This window comes from Aliirhizobium wenxiniae, from assembly GCF_019511445.1.
Taxonomy (GTDB): Bacteria; Pseudomonadota; Alphaproteobacteria; order Rhizobiales; family Rhizobiaceae; genus Neorhizobium; species Neorhizobium wenxiniae_A.
Map to the genome: position 1 here is coordinate 142,119 of NZ_JAEUAN010000014.1, position 17,235 is coordinate 159,353.

Below are 17,235 nucleotides of genomic sequence, written 5' to 3' on the forward strand. Positions count from 1 at the left end.
AGTCCCGCCAGCACCATGGTGAGAAAGTGCGCCGAAAACGCTGCCACAGATCGCTGGAATTATGAACCCAATTCCCGGGGCTCCGGCGTAGTTGTCGGAGCCCTTTTTGATATCGTTCTGACGGAGGAAAATGTTTCCCCTATGATTTTTTCTCGATGGTGGTGTAAATGATGTTCCTATTGTGACCGTACCACACGGAAGCGTCCACCGTATCGGCCCTCGCGGTGGAGTTGGCTATCCGCCACATATCCGCTTCGGATCTCTGCAAAAGCTCCCAGTTCATGTAGGATTCCATATATCCGTCGTCGGCCATCTCGTCTGAGAAATTCGCGAACAAAAAGGTTCCGCCCGGCTTCAGCATCTCTATGCACACTTGGGTCAGTCGGATTGCCACCTTCTCGCTGAGATAGTCATAGAGGCCAGCTGCGTAGATAAGATCGAACTGCCCAATTTGCTGTCTCTTTGCGAGAAGCCCACGCACCGACCCATCTATGGGCTCAACACAAGTTTTCCTGTATTGCGTCGCAATGGTGCCAATGCTTATAGGATCCTGATCCAAAGCGACCCAGCGCTTGAGGCGATGCTCCAACAATGCTTTCGACATCTCCGCCTCTCGAAGGTGACCAGCAGCGATAGCGAGGATTTCCGTGTCGGGACCAACCCGAGTTGCCGTGTCATCGACGAAGTCCGCAAGGATATTTCGCCTTTCCCTTACCGCAACCGGACCTGGAGCATTGATGGTGTATTCAAAGATGTCTCGGCCAAGCGGTGTGGTTTTTGCAAGCTCTTCGGATATCGCGGGGTGCCTATAGATGAAGTCGATAAGAGTGGCGTCGCCAGAGTAGCCGCGAGGTTTGTCGAAGGACCACTTAGTGAAAGGGCACTGCTGTAAAATCTCAGCAGAAGAGTGTGATCGAATCATCGGTGCCAGCTCCTGCCACACGGCTGGTCCATATTTCAGGCGGACTTCATGAAGTTGAGTAATAAGCCACTTCACTGCATCCGCTCGATTTTGGTTTGACGATAGCCGTTGAGTAGCGACGTTGATTATAATCGCAAACTCAGCCGCTGCGGTTTGCACCAAGTCGGCTATTTGCGCGCCATTGCGTGGAAACAGATGATCGCTAACGGACTGCGGAGTAATCAGGCTGCGGCCGTCGAGTGAAAATACGGGCTTTGTCACTTTCGCCTCTTAAGTTAATGAAAATTGTAGGCAATCGCTAAAATCTTCAGCATGTGCGCCGTCGACAAGCAGCCAACGATCGCACCCTTTGATTAATTCTGATGTAAGATTCAGAGAATATTAGCGAAGTTGGAACAATTCCGTGGGGATTTGGCTCGACATTGCCCTTGTTAATTGAAGTGAAATTTCAGCGGGGCTATCCAGCCTCAGCTAGCGGTCCGTGTTGGGAAGCTGCACGAGATTGTTGGGTGACAGGGCATGATGCACGTGTTGGCCGAGACCGCAGCTAAAGCACCGAGTTCGACACGCTCGACGAGGGAGCTGCGCAGCTTATATGACCAGCAGAGCGAGTTGGTGCGCAAGGTTGCTACGCGCAGGGGCCTCTGGATCGCCGTTGTTGCGTACCTTGGCTATTCATTGACCGACTACCTCTTCATCGCCGATGTTGCCCGAAGTACGATCACTGCGCGATTTATTGTCGGACTTGGCGCGCTCTGCATCTTGGAATTTTTGCTCCGTCGCAAAGCGATGGCGAACACGATCGATGTGGCGTCGGCGATCTCCGTGTCGACAGGCTATCTAGTATGGCTGGTTATGGCGCAGATGACCGAGGACCGGGCGGCATTCTCATACTATATGGTATTTGGTGCGATCTTCATGATGAGCGTCAATCTCTTTTTCCGGTTCCGATCTTCTGTGGCGATAGCGTCATCCGCAGCCAATATGATCATCTTCATCGGCGCTCTTTGTGTTTTCGCGCCGATGGCTTTCACTCATAAGCTGATAATGGGTGCGTTCTGTATCTCGTGTTTCATTTTCACCGCATACGTCAATCTTGAGCTCAATAAGGAGCGATACAAGGTATTTCTCAACGCACTTGAGGCGAGCCTGCAACAAGCTGCGGCCGACGAGAGAGGCAACGCCCTCCTGCATCTCTCGAACACTGACTCCCTGACCGGGCTGGAAAACCGTAGAGCTATCGATCAACGCTTACGTGACTACTGGCAGCGCTGGCTCGACGACGGCGCATCGTTTGCAGTCCTGCTCATCGATGTAGACTACTTTAAACACTACAATGATTGCTACGGGCATCAGCAAGGAGACCAGTGCCTTGTAACAATTTCCGAACATCTCCAACAGACGGCTTCGTCTTGTGGAGCAGTTATTGGGCGCTACGGCGGTGAAGAATTCATCGTTATCAAGTCGGCATCCAGCCTCGACGACATGAAGGAGCTTGCGGAAGCGATCCGTCGGGGAGTAGCGGAGATGGCTCTGCCGCACCAGCACAGGCGAGATGGCACTCCGATAATCACTGTGAGCGTCGGGGTCTCGCATACCCGCAGCGAAATCAAGCAGGTCGACAAGGTTGTTCACGAGGCTGATCGGGCGCTATATGCAGCAAAAGCAGGCGGACGCAACGTTGTCGCAGTCTTTGACGTCACGGATTCGAAATATAGCGTTGACCGTGAGGATGTTGCTGCAACCCTGAAAATTGCACTCGATCAGAAGCTAGTCTCGCTCGTCTATCAGCCGATCCGCAATATGCAGACAGGCATGCTTGACGGCGCAGAGGCATTGATGCGCTTGAAAATGCTTGATGGGACGCCAGTCGGGCCTGATGTCTTCATTCCGATCGCGGAAAGGACAGGCGCGATCGTTGCGCTCGGACGTTGGGCAATACGGACTACTTGTTCTGATCTGTTGGTGACGGATTTGGTTCGTGTCGCAAGCGTTAATGTGTCTCCAATGGAGCTAAAAAAGCCTGGGTTCGCAGACTACGTCGCCGCGATACTGGCGGAATTCGAGGTAGACGGCGGGAGGCTCGCATTCGAGATTACCGAAGGTGTGGAGCTCGAAATCGATCAAGACCTTGTCCGATGCATCAGCGATCTAAGAAAGCTGGGCGTTCAGGTCTGGCTCGATGATTTTGGTACAGGCTTTGCGGGGTTGTCGTGGCTCCGCCTGATAGATTTCGATACGGTGAAAATCGATCGCTCCTTCCTGCACGACTCTCATACGGACAGAGGCAGGAGAATGCTCCTCGATATCATCACCCTCCTGAGAAATCGTGGAGTAAGTATTCTGGTTGAAGGTGTAGAGACGGCCGAGCATCAGAGATTAATGCTACAGTACGGCATTCATTATCTTCAAGGCTATCACATTGCGCGACCTGCGCCGGCGGACCAACTCGCAACCAATAACGTGCTGCCATTTCTCGAAACGAAAAAAAACGTAGGTTGATCCCAATTGAGGTGATCACTTCCGTAGAGCGCCGTCGGCGCTGGTCTTACTATCCAGGCTTTCAAAGGTAACGCGACTGAAATGAAAGGGCGTGCCGACGCTTTTGACCGACGATTGGCCCGAGCCAGAGGGCAGCCAATTCTGCGATCGGTAGCCGCTGGCTACATCGAAGTCCAGCAGCTGTAGTCATGCATCTTCATCTCTGCACATGCCGCCCACGCGTCGCTCTTGTTTGAAAAGCCGACAAATCGAGCGCGATAGATACTGGAGTTCGAGGTTAGGTATGCTTAACAGATTCTCTCATCGTTCCGAGTCTGTGTCCCAGGTCTTCTTTCGCTGCGGCCAAGTAACGCGTTGCCGCGGCTTCGTCCGGGAACGTGCCAATCTGCACGGACCAAGATCCTGCCGAGGATTTGGCACACTCACGGTCGTGACGCTGTCTACTATGGATTGTTCCACGGCACGGTGTGTTGCACCCTGAATTCGGGCAATGGGGAGTCAAGGACGGTCAATGCTTGTGGCGAAATCGGGCGCCAATCTGCCAGAGCAAGCCCAACAAGCTTATGAAATCCGTTACGACACCAAAACTCATTTCTTCTATTTTGACAAGCATCAAGCCAAAAGCAGATAATACGCGACGCCCGGTGCAATCAACGCAAGGCGATCTCGAAAAAAATGCGTTCCAGCTGCTTCCCAGCAATCGAAAAAGCCCCACCCTCCGTGCTGCCGCTACTTTTTTTGAAGAGTCTCCTTTCCGCGCTCATTACGCTTCCGCGGAACGCTCCTCAGCTGGACCTTCGACGCGCGATAGATTCATAGCCGTAGCAATTAGCCCGAGATGGCTGAACGCTTGCGGGAAGTTACCCAGCATGCGTCCTGCGACTGGGTCATACTCCTCCGAAAGCAGCCCGACGTCATTGGTGCATTCACATAGCCGCGTGAAAATCTTGCTTGCATCCGCATCGCGACCCAAAAGAATGAGCGCGCCGCAGAGCCAGAAGCTGCATATGAGAAAAGCGCCTTCGCCGGACGGCAAGCCGTCGTCCGTCGCCTCGGTTTCGTAGCGTAACAGCAATCCGTCACGCATCAGGCGGGCCTCGATCGCTTCGACTGTCGATGCTACTTTGGCATCATCTGCGGGCAAAAAGCCGACAAGGGGAATTTGAAGAAGGCTGGCATCGAGTGTCTTCGAGCCGTAGCTCTGAACGAAGCTGCCGAGCTCGTCGTCGTATGCATTTTTGCAAACATCGGCATGAATTTCGTCAGCGATTAATCGCCAACGTGTGGCGGATGAAACGTCTCCAGCATCGTCAGCCAGCTTTGCCGTTCGGTCGAATGCCACCCAAGCCATCACCTTAGAATGGGTAAAATGATCTCGCCCGCCGCGCACTTCCCAGATGCCCTCATCCGGTTCACGCCATGCCTTTTCCAGATACGGCAAGAGAACCTGGCCAATGAATTCAGTTCGTGGATGTGGGGGCAGGCCATGCTTTCGCGCCTGCACTAGTGCATCAGCGACCTCTCCGTAAACGTCCAACTGAAACTGGTCAGCAGCGGCGTTTCCGATACGCACGGGCAGGGATCCCTCATAGCCCGAAAGCCAATCCAGTTCGCACTCGGGCAGAGAGCGCTCGCCTGCAACGCCATACATGATTTGCATCTGTTCAGGAGTGCCGGCAACCGCGCGCATGAGCCATTCCCGCCATGCGGCTGCCTCCTCAAAGTAGCCAAGAGTCATGAACGCCATCAGCGTCATGGTGGCATCGCGCAGCCAGCAGTAGCGATAATCCCAGTTGCGTGGCCCGCCAATCTTTTCCGGTAGGGAGGTGGTTATTGCCGCAACGATGCCGCCCGTTGGCATGTAGGTCATGGCTTTGAGGGTGATGAGCGACCGCTTTACAATCTCGTTATAGCCGTTGACCGGCGGGCAGCGCCCCACGAATTCCTGCCAGAAAAAGATCGTATGCTGAAGCGCCGCTTCTGGATCCTGTGTGATCGGGACAGGTAGGTGAGAGGGACTACGGGTCAGGGTGAAGGCAATGCGTTGTCCTTCAGAAACGACAAATTTCGCTTTACTGTGGAGGTCTTCCCCTGTCAGTTCTATCGGGCCTTCTAAAGTCAGTCGATGAGGGCCGGCAACTGCTGTCAGCTTACCGGTCTCGTCTTGGCTTACCCACGGCACACTTCGGCCGTAGTCAAACCGGATTACAAGATCGATTTCGAACTCAACACTACCTTTGCGCCCCTCGACTATTCGGACGATGTTGCTGGAGCCGTCGCGAGGGGGCATGAAATCGAAAATCGCTGCTTCACCCGAACCGACAGAGAACTCGGTTTCACACAAGCGTACCTTCTACATAGGCCCTCTGCACTTTCCGCACGGCTTCGGTCGGTACAATGGACCAATGGCCATTTTCCTCGGTCCGCGGCAACGTGTGGCCCCATAGCAAGCGAGGCACCGAGAAAGACGACCGATCGCAGATATGCGTTGGAAATATTGGACATGATCTCCTCCAACATCCCTTCGCGCCATGGCGCGAAGGGGAGAACAACATGAACCGATCACTGCTTCGGCGCAGCTTCCACACCTTCGAATGCGGGGGCGTCTTCAAGCTGCTGGCGCGTGACATTGAGGACAATGCGCTCCGGCAGGCCGTCGTCACCGATCTTGATTTGGTCAGCGCTTGCCGTCTCTCCAGCGACAGGCGTCTGGGCTGGCGGAACCGTCGTGCCGCCAGGAGCCGGCGTGGTTGCGGCTGGGGCGCTTGTCGTGTTGCCAGCAGTCGTCGAAGCCGTCGTCTCCGATGAGACATGGGCGCTTGCTGCGTCCGCCTGCTGCTGATCAGCCCCCGGGCCGAGCTGAAGCGCGCTCATATCGACGGCGACATTCTTTTCGCCGATCCCCAGAAAACCACCAACACCAATGATCACGGCATTGATGCTGCCGTCCTGGCTGACGAGGACGTCATTGATCTCGCCGATGCTTTCGTTTTCCGCTCCGTAAACGGCCTTGCCTTCAAGGTCGGTCACACGCCATGCGCCGGTCTCCGGTACGGTAATAAATGGTCCTGCGGTCTCGGCGCTCTGCTCATTCGCCATATCCATCGGCTTTTGATCGGACATACCGCCAGTCGCCTTGTTCTGGTTGGTTGCAGCAGGCGCCTGGGCTGCAGGAGCGGGTGTCGTCGCGCTCGTCTGGGCGAAGGCAGCGGCCGGAATCGCGGCGGAAAGGACGAGGGCGGAAAGCGTGATCTTTTTCATATGGATGCCTCCAGGTCTGTTGTTGGTCACAAATAGGCAACAGCGCTGAACCGGCATCGTTCCAAAATTTCCGGCACAACTCATTGTGACCGAATTGTGTCCAAGATCGACAGTGCTTCGATGGCGAAATACATCACGTCGTGATAATAATGCGCGATTGGGAGGAGCTTGGAATGATCGTATTCTCGACAAGCTCGACGCGCCTGTCAGCGGCCGTGAAGGCAACCGCGAGGGCGCTCGATGATGCCTATGGATGGCTCGTTCTGTGGTTGCCACTCGTGCCGGTCATCCTGATCGGCGGTGCGGTTATAGTCGCGGGCTTCGACGCCACGCCCAGTTCATTCGGCTTGCGCTTCCTGGCCGGGCTGGTGTTCACCGGGAATTGCTTCGTCGTCACATTCGGTGGCTTCTTCAGCACTCTCTTCTTCGCCGGGCTGACGTGGAAGCTATCGAGCAAATCTCCAAAGGCTCGTGAGCAACCGTTCGAGCGGCAAGGCGAGATCGGAGCACTGTTCTGGGTGACTGGGTTAGTTTTTACAGTGTTATGGGCGGTGCCCTTAGCGCTGGTCGTCAATCAGATGGCCATGTTCATCCGGAGTATGTGACAGGTAAACGACAAGAGGCCATTCTCCCGGCTAGGCAAGTTCGCGAAGGTCGCTGAGCTTGCCGAGTGACTCCACCAACAGTGCCTGATTTTCCAGAAGGCCCTTCACATGAATCCGTGCCAGGTCCTGCAGCAGGCGGCGGCCATCGGGCGTCAGCTCGATTAGGATGCTGCGCTTGTCGGTTTGCGATGGCTTGCGTTCGACAAGGCCGGCGGCGGCGAGACGGTCGACCAGTTGGACCGCCCCATGGGCGCGCATCAGCATTTGTTCCGAAAGCTCGCGCATTCTGATCTGTCCGGCGGCCGCCGTCCTGATGACCAGCATTGCCTGATATTGCTGTGAGGTCACGTCGGCCTGTGCGAGTGCTGCTCCGCTAAGCGACAGGAACCTGCGCATCGCAAGACGAAATCCGGCAAGTCCGTCGTAGAGGGCTGACGGCAGATCTGTTTCCCCAATCAAATCTTCTGCCACCGCCATCAAAACCCTTTCAATATGTCATGTCGTGATATATTGTCCACCAGTCCGCACTGGGAGGACTGTTCGCGTGCGCGCGGCGAACCGGCTGGACATAAGCCACAAGGCTGAACGTCGCTACAGCGCGCGCGAACATTAGGCCTTCATCTTGGCGATATAAAGAGGGGACAAATTTGCCGGGATGAGAGAGCATATATCATCGAAAAACGAAGACGCCGTCATCCAGGCGGCACAGGCAGTGATGTCCGTCGATGAAATGTCCAGAAGGCTTGGACTGTCTGTCCCGGAGTTCTCGCGATACACCGGACTTGGAATTATCAAAATCAGTGTGGCTGAAGCGACAGAAGATAACGGAGTCTCGGAGGTCGTCGTCCAGCATGGCAATAAAGTGCTGATCGCGGTGTGTCCGCCCGACCCTGCATCGGTCGAATACGAAATCCGATTTCTGCGAGGAAAGCGTTCTTCCGAATGAGTGACAGGCCAATGAACGGCGGCGCACTCGGATGCAAAGACCTCAGCGGGTTCGGATTGTTTTGTTCCCGTTGTCATCTATCTCCCGTGAAAAGGAGATAGATGTATGAGTTCGAAACTGATTTGGCAGATCTCTCTGCTTGCCCGCCAGATCTGGTTCCGGGCCACTCTGTTTTGCATCGCTGCGATCGCAACGGCCCTGATGGCAATCCTGATCTCTCCCTATCTTCCGTCGAATCTATCGACCCGGATCGGAGCAGATTCGGTTGATCGCATCCTCGGCATCATCGCGTCGAGCATGCTGACGGTCACGACCTTTTCGCTGAGCACCATGGTCTCGGCGTTCTCTGCGGCAACTAGCAATGTAACACCGAGAGCAACCCGCCTCGTCATGGAAGACAGTACGACGCAGAACGTGTTGGCGACCTTTATCGGTTCGTTTTTGTTCAGCCTGGTCGGCATCATCGCGCTGACCACGGGTGCCTATGGAGAGCAGGGCAGGGTGATACTGTTTCTCGTAACGATTGGTGTGATCGCTTTGATTGTCATTACGTTGCTTCGCTGGATCGATCATCTGTCTCGGCTCGGCCGTGTGACGGAGACAACAAGGCGCGTTGAACAAGCAACGATTGATGCAATCGAGAAATGGCAAGCAGCGCCCAATCTGGGAGGCAAAGCCTTGCCCAAGGACACCTCGCTCCCGAAGGATAGCGGAAAACTGGTCCAGAGTGACAAGGTCGGTTACGTCCAGCGTGTCGATAGTGGTGCGCTGGCGGCCATAGCTGATGACAACGCCACGGACATCTTCATCTCGGCCATTCCGGGAACGGTTGTTGGACCGGGTCGCACGATTGCTTGGACGGCCAAGGTCATCGATGACGAGGTACGAGCCAAAATCCTGGGATGTTTTGCGGTCGACGATACGAGATCGTTCGACCAGGATCCTCGCTTCGGTGCTTCCGTTCTGACGGAAATCGCATCACGTGCACTTTCGCCTGCCGTCAACGATCCAGGGACCGCGATCGATGTCCTGTCGAGAACCCTTCGTATTCTTGTCGCGTGGCGAGGCGCGGCTCGTCGGCAAGAAGGCAAGGTGCTTTATCCTGCCCTCCATGTCGCAAGCATCGACGTTTCGGACCTGTTCGATGATCTCTACACGCCGATCGCGAGAGACGGCGCGGGGCTCGTCGAGGTAGGGCTGCGCCTGCAGAAGACGCTAGCTCACGCCGCAGATCTCGGTGTTGAATACCGGCGAAACGCCAAACGGCATTCTCAGGAAGCGCTCGATCGGGCAGACAAAGCACTGCACGTTGATATGGATCGCAAACGGCTGAAAGATGCGTCTCTGTCGGCCAAGTAGTTCGATCGGTTGGCATTTAGCGTGCCGAGGATGCCTGTTAGATGGCATCCCATTGCCAATGGTGAGCGACCCCAAAAACTTGCTCGCGTTTCGCGGGTGTCGGCGGTTCAGATCTCGTTTCGAGCTTAGACGAGATCGCTTACTGCTAAACAACTCAGAAAAATGCGACGCCAATCTTCCTTTCGAATGCTTGATCCAGCGGACTCGTTCTACCGGAGCTGGTGGCGATTTGATCTGTTTAGTCTCGGAGGCTGCTGGCTGGAGAGCAAACCAAGCGGTTTGTCCTCAGAAAGTTACGCCCTCAGCCACACGAGCCGAGAGCGTTCGCGTCAACACTTGCTAAAACTCTTGCCAGTCGTCGATCTTCAGGGCGTTCGCGCCAGAGAACTGCGCCACACGGGCTTGCAGCCTGCGAGGGTCAGCCAAAGAAGCTGCAGGTGCTGCGCGCGAGGGCATAGCAACTTTGAAGCGGCCGACCAAATCCGACAAGCTGCCAGCTTCTGCGGAGAGTTTATGCGTCGCCGCAGACGTCTCTTCCACCATTGCCGCATTCTGCTGGGTCACCTGATCCATCTGATTGACCGCGGTGTTCACTTCCGCAAGGGCGGTTGCTTGCTCTTGGGATGCCGTGGCAATCGCGTGAACTCGATCATTGATCTGGGCTACGTAGTCACCAATTTCGTTCAACGCACTGCCGGTTTCCTCGACAAGACCAACGCCGGACTGCACGCTTGTCGCCGAACGACTGATCAATGTTTTGATGTCTTTTGCGGCAACTGCCGACCTCTGCGCGAGTTCTCTGACCTCTTGCGCCACCACAGCAAAACCCTTGCCAGCCTCTCCTGCACGCGCGGCTTCTACGCCAGCATTGAGTGCTAGAAGATTGGTCTGGAAAGCAATCTCATCGATTACATTTGTTATTTGAGCGATCTCATTTGAAGCATTTTTTATGTCGGCCATCGCCGTGACGGCTCGGGCAACGACATCAGACGATTTGATCGCCCGCTCCTTTGCCTCTGAAACCATCCTGGTCGCTTCATGAGCTCGCTCAGTAGATGTTCTAACAACGGTGGTGATTTGGTCGAGAGCCGCCGAGGATTCTTCCAGCGCCGCAGCTTGCTGCTCGGTACGCTTTGAAAGGCTATCAGATGACGAGCGCAGTTCATCGCTGTTTGCGTTCAATGTGTCACTCGCTGTGCGGATCTCACCAACGGTGCTTTGCAAGCTCGCGATCGTGTTGTTCACGTTGTGCTGGAGCTCCAGAAAAACGCCCTTGTAGTCGCCAGTCATTGTCTGCGTGAGATCACCATCGGCGAGCAAGCGAACTACTCTGTTAGTCTCGTTTACCCCGGTTTCAACAGACGAGACGAGCGTATTGATGTTAGCGGCGAAATGGTTGAGACCCTCGTCACCGTAGTCGGTACCGACCCGCATTGAGAAGTTTCCACCTGCCGCTGAGGTTACGACGGCAGCCATTCCCTTTTGCAGGCTATCGCTCTTCTCGCGCATCGCCGCTTCTTGTGCGTTCATGCGCTGAACTTCCAGCCCATTCCGCTTGAACACTTCTACCGCGCCGGCCATCTCGCCGATTTCATCTGTTCTGCCGAGGAATGGCACATTTGCCCCGAAATTCCCGCCTGCCAGAGATTTCATGACGGTGGTTACCGTGCGGATCGGATTGCTGATCTGGTATGTTGCAATATAGAACGCGATACCGCAGCCGCCCGCTATCCCGATTAGGGTTACGGCTGCCATGATCAGCAGGACATTTGACTGGAAGTCTTTTAGATCGGCACTGATTTGTACAAGCTTGGCCTCGTCCTGTTTGACGACATCGTCGATGTCCTTCTGATAGCTCTTGCGGTTCGCGCGATTAGCATCGGTGTTCCCGTGCGCATTTGATGCGGCAGGGCCCTCGGTGACGGCAATGCGAGCAGTCTCGCTTCGGAACTGAGTAAAGGCCGCCGCGCCTTGACGAAGCTCAGCGAAATCCGTCTTCTGATCCGCGGGAACCAGAGGCTCCCAGGCATCAAGGAGCCCATTCATCTTTCTGAGCGAGACCAAAGCGCCCTCAGCGAAGGGTTTTGTCTCTTCAGCGGATGCGGCCGCGTACGTGCCGCGCAAATCCATGACGACTGCAGTGACTAGCCTGTTTAAAGTCTCGCCGTTCTGCGCGCGTTTGGCCGCATTTTCCAAGCGGTCGACACGGGTATCGTAGACACTCAGAGTGTAGAAGCTTATGCCGCCAATAGTAAGCGCTGTGAGCGCCATTACCGCGACGATCGAATAGATCTTGCCACGAATGTTCATCGTTGCTCCGGTAGGAAATGATGGGAAGGAGCCTTCATGGCTTGAGCTTGTGCTTTAGCGGATGATGATTAACGCATAGTCACCAACGCGTGATATCGCAAGACCGAGAGATAAGCACCGTTCCGCACTAACTGATGAAACGCTTCATCGCGTTCCCTGAGTAGCTGGTTTTGTTCGGCACTGTGGTGCGCTTCTTACTCTAAAGCCTTGGCCCAGCAACGCCATATGTTCAGAGGGCTGACGCAGAGGTGTTCAAGTCGTTTTTCAACGATCACAGGCACAAGGCTGGGCGCCGTATTTTCCCTCCGGCCTCGCTTGCGGCAGTCGCGCGAGCTCAGCTTATCTCTCGCAGCCGCTCGAAGCTCGGTCTTTTCGGTTCGATGATCGAGGGGAGTCCAGAACGAGAAAAGCCCGCTCATTGGCGGGCTTTCGTTTATCTGGATGCAATTATATCAAGCGGCAACTTCGTCGACAATGATGATGCGGGAAAGAACGCGGTCATAGCCGACGATCTCGCGCGCAACGCGGAGGGCGCGGGCCTGATCGCTGGATGAGTGAACAACGCCTTCTAGCACGATGTAATCGCCGGTCACATCAACCGACAAATCTCTACCGTCGAAATTGGCGAGGTAGCTCAGTTCCGTTTCGACCGCCGTCTTTTCCATAGCGATGCCGTGGTCGCGGGCGAATTCGACCGTGGCGGAAGGCTGAAGGGTGCTCAGAAACATCATCGTATCCTTGAACATGAATGCACGATGAACAAACCGTTGTGCGACGTTTATGTTCCTGCCGCTGAGGATTATTTTCTTACCATTGCCTTAATTAAATATCCGTGGTGGAGTGCGCTTCTACCGGTTGGAGAAGAGCATGGAACGCTTTGAAGAATTGGTGAAGGCGGTCATAGTAAGCATGCGCGAGATCACTCCCCGCGAGACTGTTGAGCTTGGTGTGATCCACGGGTTTTGTATTGATGCTGCCGAGACTGAAGCGCCTGATTTGATCACGTTTCTCAGCAGCGTGGCGGGGTTGGAAGCTGTCACCGCGCAATTAGGGCGGTTACCCGAATACCTCACGGCAGTGGCGGTTGATGGAGCAACTTGGCAGTTTGTCCCAAAGGCTGAAGCTTAGTTACTTGATGCCGCCCTGAGCGCACTAATTGAAGCGGCGAAGGCATAGTTCGCCTGCTTCTCAATTCCCGCGTCATCGCTGTCCGTCGCCAGATCAAGCGCGTCGATCGCATTCCAGCTTGCAGCCTGTTCCATCTCGGTCGCAATGATGCTGTGTGTCAGCTTTTGATTGGTGGCAGCAAGGGGGGCTGCATCGGCGATAATGGTGGCGATAGTGCGTTCGTTGGTCTCGACGGCGTTGGTCAGAACCGCGTTGCGCTGTGTCAGGGTGTCGATCTCAGCAGTAGAAATACGGTGAGAGACGTACCAGCCCCCGCCAAGGGCGATGAGGGCTATGAAGAGGGCGATGATTGCGTAGAGATTGAGTTGGGCGAACATGCCTTGTTTCTGTTTGCGTCTTCGTCCCCGCATACGTCCACGATGATAGGATATGTCGTGCTGGTCCGATGTTGCCGTTAATACTATATTTAGTGTTTCCGGTTTGCAAATGTCGGTATAAATGGTGTGCCAGCAAATTTCAGTAGATGAGGCTGGCATGGAACTGATCTGGAAAAAAGGCATCGGCATGAAGATCGCAATAGCTCCGCAATCCGTGCTCAATAGTCGGCGGTCGTATTTGGAAGCTATATGCGCGAACATCTTGCGTCCTTGTCGGCTATAGCCCGTTTAGCGTGGTGGTAGCGCTAAGGCTCTTCACATGCTTCGATGCGATCCTGCACATCACCATGTCGTTATACCATTCATCCGATAGCAGCACGTCGTAAACGAACTGAAGGCGCGTCTCGTGGTAGCTCATCTCGCCTTTCTACCGGCATAGATGGACGATCTCGCGTTGGAACCGGTCAATGCCGTGTTCTGCGACTATGGTTTTAATAACCGGCGATGAAGAGCAATAGGTTTGCCAATCGGATTCCAGGGTCTTCTTCCGCTTGCCGCCTTTCAGCGGGGGCAGGGTCTTGGTGGAGAAGAACAGCTTCTTGCCAACGAATTTTTTAGAATTGATCCGATCTGTCAGTAGGTATACGAAGCCGACGTGATCCCCGATGTCGGCGCTGGTGAACGGCTCGCCGCGATATGTCCAACTAATATGCGTATCCTCTGAAACGTATATTTATCTGTTTGCCATCATCCACAACGCAATGTGGAAAAGGGGGGGGGGAGGATGTATGGATTCGTTGGATTCATTGAAGCGTTTTCGCTGCCAACTCCGTGCCGGACAAACGACGAAGAAGCCAAATGCTGCTCAGCGCAAAGCCAAGGTGGCTGCGACGATAGTCAAGCTGCAAGCCATCCGCGATAAGCCAAAAGATCAGTGATCTCGCTTGTGTCTGCTGTCAGCAAACGAAAACGAGAGATCGAGCGCAACGCCGCCCGTGAAATATGACGGGATGCCATCTTCATCGCGAAGACAGCGACCATAGGCAGACACGTTGCGAAGCAGACCTCCTACAGAGATGCGGTAGTCAATCGTTCCAAGCTTTCCCGCTAGAATGGAAGCATGCGTTGAACGAGCCGCACATTTCCCTGTCGTCTTTAAATATGAGGCCTATCACTTCTTCGATCTCAATGCCTTTGGCAAGCTTATCCGCACTCAAGCCGTAAATACTCGCGTACACCTCATCCGCGACGAGCCGGTTTTCTGGTACATTCCACGTAAATAGCCCAAATTCGGGAAGCTGGAATTTGGGAGTAACTTGTGAAAACATGATTATGTATCCATTTTACTCTTGTTGGCGCGCGTTCTTATTGGTCACGCCTTCGTAAGTTCCTCAGCATTTATATGTTAGATTACGAATATTGAGTCGGAAAGGTGGTTGAACTTTTTTGGAGCCTCAACCTGATTCAATCAAATGTTACTTTCAAGCCCTGCGAAGGGCAGTAGGGTCGACTTTACTCTTTGTACGATTCCGTACGGAAACTTCGGCTTCCACTTCGCGTCGTGACGCGAACGCGGAGCAGATTGAGTTGAAGGTTGAAGGCGCGCAGCGGTGATGACAATCATCGACTTCGCGCTTCAGTACAAGCTGACGAGCGATGAGCGATTGCGCCTAACCAAGCTTTTCGGCACGTTTGCAACGAAGCAAGAGCTTTTAATGAACGCCCGGTTCAAGTCCCGAATTCGTCATTGAACCAAATGGTGATCCAGCGGCTTCATCATCGCCTTCAGTTCGCAAGAACCGCGAAAACCCGCCAGCCATAGATTTACGAGATCACGAGCTAGGTCGTCTAGGGTAGGGTCGCGAGCATCGATACCGCGATCCAGACGTGTCTCTTCGAGGACGCTTTTTAACTCGTCAAGATCGCGCGGTTCAAGCGCTTCGAACGCGGTGAAGTACATCTGTTGTGCCCCAGTTTTGCCATAACCTAACAGAGACGGCGGGGCGTCGAAAAGATGCGAGAAGTTGCAATAGCTTAGATGTGAATGCGCTAACCGACGTTGACTCTGTAGTGCGATGAGAACATAACAGGAACATAATCCTATTTGGAGGGTGTTATGTCCGCTGTTCCCCGCATCGAAGAAATCGATATCGAGAAGGCGCAAGACGTATTGGACGCGTTCGGTGGCAACGCGTTGGCGGCTCTGAGATCAGTCATCGCCGATGCCGAATTTCTGTGTGAGCAGCTTGAAACGGCAAGCCTCTATCTCAGCTATGGTGCGGCTCGCGGCTGGACACCTTCCTTTGAGCGAGATCGGTAATGGAGGCGGTCGAAGCTGTCCTTGAACAGTTGCGGGTGCTAGATGCGAAGCCGGATACGCCGATGAGTATATTCGACATCGGCGTACCGCTGATGAAGGCGGGACACAGCCAAGAAATGCTGGTGAATGCGCTCTTCTATCTTGAGAGCAAGAAGACGATCGAATTGCTGCCGGGGAACCGGTTGAGGCTTATCACGCCGCTGTGACGGTCAGGACGCAAACGCTCAGCACAGCAATGGCGAACACAACCGACACGACCGCAAAAACCAAACTGCGATATCCGGTGACTGGATTGGGTGGCTGATCAGCTTCGGGCGAACGACGGCTTGCGAGATACGGCATGAGGTCTCCTTTGTATTGGGAAACCGATCGGAACTCAGCTGAGTTCCTAAAGAAATGCCCTTCGGCGGGTCCGTGAGAGAGGAAGCCGAAGGGCACCATCGCAAACCGATCTATTGGGCAATGAGATCGGCAGCAGCCAAACCGGATCGTTTCGCAATCGTTCCTATGTCCAAAGAAAAACCCGCTGCGAAGGTTGGGGAGCGCAGCGGGTCTGAGGAAGCCGACCTGAGAGGGGACATACAGAGCGGTTGCGCCGATAACGTCGGTTGTGTTGGTTGGTTCCGTTAACGCGTCAGCGATTTTTTACACGCTGCGATCCACCATAGACGGACTTTTTCGCAAGCCCCGCTGGCGTGAGCCGGAACTTCGCTTTGGCGGACAATTCTCCGTCAGCTTCGACTAGCCCTTCGCTCTTGGCTTGATTTGCCGTCTTCAATCCAACGCCGTCAGGGAGGGGTTTGAAAGCGCGTGGACCAAGCGCCATGATGAGGATGCGTAATCTACTGTATGCCATGCGAGATCGCTATTTTTCTTGAGTTCCGGTTGCCGCAACCCCCACCGGACTGAGCCGGTGAGGGGAGCAGTACAAGGAAAGCCGACGTCCATGCGAAGGCATCGGCTGTTTGTGGAACTTCGTGGTTTTGCGATTTGTTCCCGCAACGAAAAAGGGTTCGGAAGCCGAAGCCTGAAACAGAATGGCAAGCTCGCCGAACTTGGAGATGTGCCGCCGCACCTTCGCCGTGACACAAGCGCTAAAATCGGTGGAATGTAACGGGTTTCGCTGTTGAAAGCGTTATCGGACCGCACCGCTAATCTGTTTGTGAGCCTATCCCAGTGAGACGAAGCCGACTGGCAGAGATGGCGATATTAGTCGTCATCTCTCACGATGCCGTCCTCGCCATGTGTCTCTCAAGAGACGAGCCTGTGGGCCGGTCGCATCAACCTGCGCGCTATGAGCCTGCCGCAGGGATCTTCCATCTTGCCCGCTGCGTGACGAGGCCGTTGTAGCGGGATCGGAGCTCTGACATCTCGATCTCACCAAGTATCCACAGTTCCACCAACGTCAGAAACTCGGGATCCTCGTCGATCGGCATTCCTCTGGCCAACGCTTTCTGGCGGGCGCGCTCGAAGATCATCCGTCGTTTTTCACTGTCGATCGTCAA

General features: G+C 54.6%; 20 protein-coding genes and 1 pseudogene. 8 read left to right on the forward strand and 13 right to left on the reverse strand.

From position 1 onward, the window contains the following. Positions 1 to 139: 139 nt before the first annotated feature. Complete coding sequence (locus tag JNB91_RS18035; protein WP_220326884.1) at positions 140 to 1,183, reverse strand: class I SAM-dependent methyltransferase; 1,044 nt, start codon at positions 1,181 to 1,183, stop codon at positions 140 to 142. A 258-nt stretch (positions 1,184 to 1,441) separates the two neighbouring features. Between JNB91_RS18035 and JNB91_RS18040 the strand changes: the two genes are divergently transcribed. After that, positions 1,442 to 3,424, forward strand: coding sequence for a putative bifunctional diguanylate cyclase/phosphodiesterase (locus JNB91_RS18040; RefSeq protein WP_223218247.1), 1,983 nt, complete (start codon positions 1,442 to 1,444; stop codon positions 3,422 to 3,424). Positions 3,425 to 3,585: 161 nt separating this feature from the next. Here JNB91_RS18040 and JNB91_RS31695 read toward each other — a convergent pair. From JNB91_RS31695 to JNB91_RS18055, 3 genes and pseudogenes are all read right to left on the reverse strand, one after another. Beyond that, positions 3,586 to 3,693: pseudogene (locus tag JNB91_RS31695) on the reverse strand (SPOR domain-containing protein); the annotation flags it as partial. A 494-nt stretch (positions 3,694 to 4,187) separates the two neighbouring features. Further along, the gene (locus JNB91_RS18050; RefSeq protein ID WP_223218248.1) at positions 4,188 to 5,768 is read right to left on the reverse strand and encodes a glycoside hydrolase family 15 protein; all 1,581 of its coding nucleotides are present in this window, start codon (positions 5,766 to 5,768) and stop codon (positions 4,188 to 4,190) included. 218 nt (positions 5,769 to 5,986) lie between these two features. Continuing rightward, positions 5,987 to 6,685: a PRC-barrel domain-containing protein gene (locus JNB91_RS18055; RefSeq protein ID WP_220326885.1), complete on the reverse strand. Its 699-nt coding sequence runs from the start codon at positions 6,683 to 6,685 to the stop codon at positions 5,987 to 5,989. 173 nt (positions 6,686 to 6,858) lie between these two features. On the opposite strand from JNB91_RS18055, the gene JNB91_RS18060 reads away from it, so the two are divergent. Next, positions 6,859 to 7,290 (forward strand): hypothetical protein, encoded by a 432-nt coding sequence (locus JNB91_RS18060; RefSeq protein ID WP_220326886.1) that lies wholly within the window; start codon positions 6,859 to 6,861, stop codon positions 7,288 to 7,290. A gap of 30 nt (positions 7,291 to 7,320) precedes the next feature. Here the strand turns inward: JNB91_RS18060 and JNB91_RS18065 are convergent, their stop codons facing one another. Next, positions 7,321 to 7,767 (reverse strand): MarR family winged helix-turn-helix transcriptional regulator, encoded by a 447-nt coding sequence (locus JNB91_RS18065; RefSeq protein WP_220326887.1) that lies wholly within the window; start codon positions 7,765 to 7,767, stop codon positions 7,321 to 7,323. 178 nt (positions 7,768 to 7,945) lie between these two features. Between JNB91_RS18065 and JNB91_RS18070 the strand changes: the two genes are divergently transcribed. Together JNB91_RS18070 and JNB91_RS18075 are read left to right on the forward strand one after the other, a co-directional pair. Next, complete coding sequence (locus JNB91_RS18070) at positions 7,946 to 8,236, forward strand: hypothetical protein (protein WP_220326888.1); 291 nt, start codon at positions 7,946 to 7,948, stop codon at positions 8,234 to 8,236. Between the two features lie 105 nt (positions 8,237 to 8,341). Continuing rightward, the gene (locus tag JNB91_RS18075; RefSeq protein ID WP_220326889.1) at positions 8,342 to 9,595 is read left to right on the forward strand and encodes a DUF2254 domain-containing protein; all 1,254 of its coding nucleotides are present in this window, start codon (positions 8,342 to 8,344) and stop codon (positions 9,593 to 9,595) included. Positions 9,596 to 9,934: 339 nt separating this feature from the next. Here JNB91_RS18075 and JNB91_RS18080 read toward each other — a convergent pair whose 3' ends face one another. Together JNB91_RS18080 and JNB91_RS18085 are read right to left on the reverse strand one after the other, a co-directional pair. Further along, positions 9,935 to 11,905 carry a methyl-accepting chemotaxis protein gene (locus JNB91_RS18080; RefSeq protein WP_220326890.1) on the reverse strand — a complete coding sequence of 657 codons (1,971 nt, stop codon included), beginning with the start codon at positions 11,903 to 11,905 and terminating at the stop codon, positions 9,935 to 9,937. Positions 11,906 to 12,357: 452 nt separating this feature from the next. Continuing rightward, on the reverse strand, positions 12,358 to 12,633 hold the full coding sequence (locus JNB91_RS18085; protein ID WP_220326891.1) for a BON domain-containing protein: 276 nt from the start codon (positions 12,631 to 12,633) through the stop codon (positions 12,358 to 12,360). A 139-nt stretch (positions 12,634 to 12,772) separates the two neighbouring features. On the opposite strand from JNB91_RS18085, the gene JNB91_RS18090 reads away from it, so the two are divergent. Continuing rightward, the gene (locus JNB91_RS18090) at positions 12,773 to 13,033 is read left to right on the forward strand and encodes a hypothetical protein (protein WP_220326892.1); all 261 of its coding nucleotides are present in this window, start codon (positions 12,773 to 12,775) and stop codon (positions 13,031 to 13,033) included. On the opposite strand, the gene JNB91_RS18095 is transcribed toward JNB91_RS18090, so the two are convergent. Together JNB91_RS18095 and JNB91_RS30810 are read right to left on the reverse strand one after the other, a co-directional pair. Next, complete coding sequence (locus JNB91_RS18095; RefSeq protein WP_220326893.1) at positions 13,030 to 13,671, reverse strand: hypothetical protein; 642 nt, start codon at positions 13,669 to 13,671, stop codon at positions 13,030 to 13,032. The genes JNB91_RS18090 and JNB91_RS18095 overlap by 4 nt on opposite strands. 166 nt (positions 13,672 to 13,837) lie before the next feature. Beyond that, a complete protein-coding gene (locus JNB91_RS30810) occupies positions 13,838 to 14,143 on the reverse strand; it encodes a hypothetical protein (protein WP_346269362.1) in 306 nt (101 codons plus the stop codon). 55 nt (positions 14,144 to 14,198) lie between these two features. On the opposite strand from JNB91_RS30810, the gene JNB91_RS18105 reads away from it, so the two are divergent. Next, positions 14,199 to 14,348 (forward strand): hypothetical protein, encoded by a 150-nt coding sequence (locus tag JNB91_RS18105; RefSeq protein ID WP_220326894.1) that lies wholly within the window; start codon positions 14,199 to 14,201, stop codon positions 14,346 to 14,348. 147 nt (positions 14,349 to 14,495) lie between these two features. Here JNB91_RS18105 and JNB91_RS18110 read toward each other — a convergent pair whose 3' ends face one another. Both JNB91_RS18110 and JNB91_RS18115 read right to left on the reverse strand, forming a co-directional pair. After that, positions 14,496 to 14,738 carry a hypothetical protein gene (locus tag JNB91_RS18110; protein ID WP_220326895.1) on the reverse strand — a complete coding sequence of 81 codons (243 nt, stop codon included), beginning with the start codon at positions 14,736 to 14,738 and terminating at the stop codon, positions 14,496 to 14,498. Positions 14,739 to 15,154: 416 nt separating this feature from the next. After that, positions 15,155 to 15,370 (reverse strand): hypothetical protein, encoded by a 216-nt coding sequence (locus tag JNB91_RS18115; RefSeq protein WP_220326896.1) that lies wholly within the window; start codon positions 15,368 to 15,370, stop codon positions 15,155 to 15,157. Positions 15,371 to 15,526: 156 nt separating this feature from the next. Between JNB91_RS18115 and JNB91_RS18120 the strand changes: the two genes are divergently transcribed. Next, on the forward strand, positions 15,527 to 15,730 hold the full coding sequence (locus JNB91_RS18120; RefSeq protein WP_220326897.1) for a hypothetical protein: 204 nt from the start codon (positions 15,527 to 15,529) through the stop codon (positions 15,728 to 15,730). After that, entirely contained in the window at positions 15,730 to 15,936 is a 207-nt protein-coding gene (locus JNB91_RS18125) for a hypothetical protein (protein WP_220326898.1), read from the forward strand. Before JNB91_RS18120 ends, JNB91_RS18125 begins: the two co-directional genes overlap by 1 nt. On the opposite strand, the gene JNB91_RS18130 is transcribed toward JNB91_RS18125, so the two are convergent. After that, positions 15,923 to 16,072 carry a hypothetical protein gene (locus tag JNB91_RS18130; protein ID WP_220326899.1) on the reverse strand — a complete coding sequence of 50 codons (150 nt, stop codon included), beginning with the start codon at positions 16,070 to 16,072 and terminating at the stop codon, positions 15,923 to 15,925. The genes JNB91_RS18125 and JNB91_RS18130 overlap by 14 nt on opposite strands. A gap of 950 nt (positions 16,073 to 17,022) precedes the next feature. After that, positions 17,023 to 17,235 (reverse strand): hypothetical protein, encoded by a 213-nt coding sequence (locus JNB91_RS18135; protein ID WP_220326900.1) that lies wholly within the window; start codon positions 17,233 to 17,235, stop codon positions 17,023 to 17,025.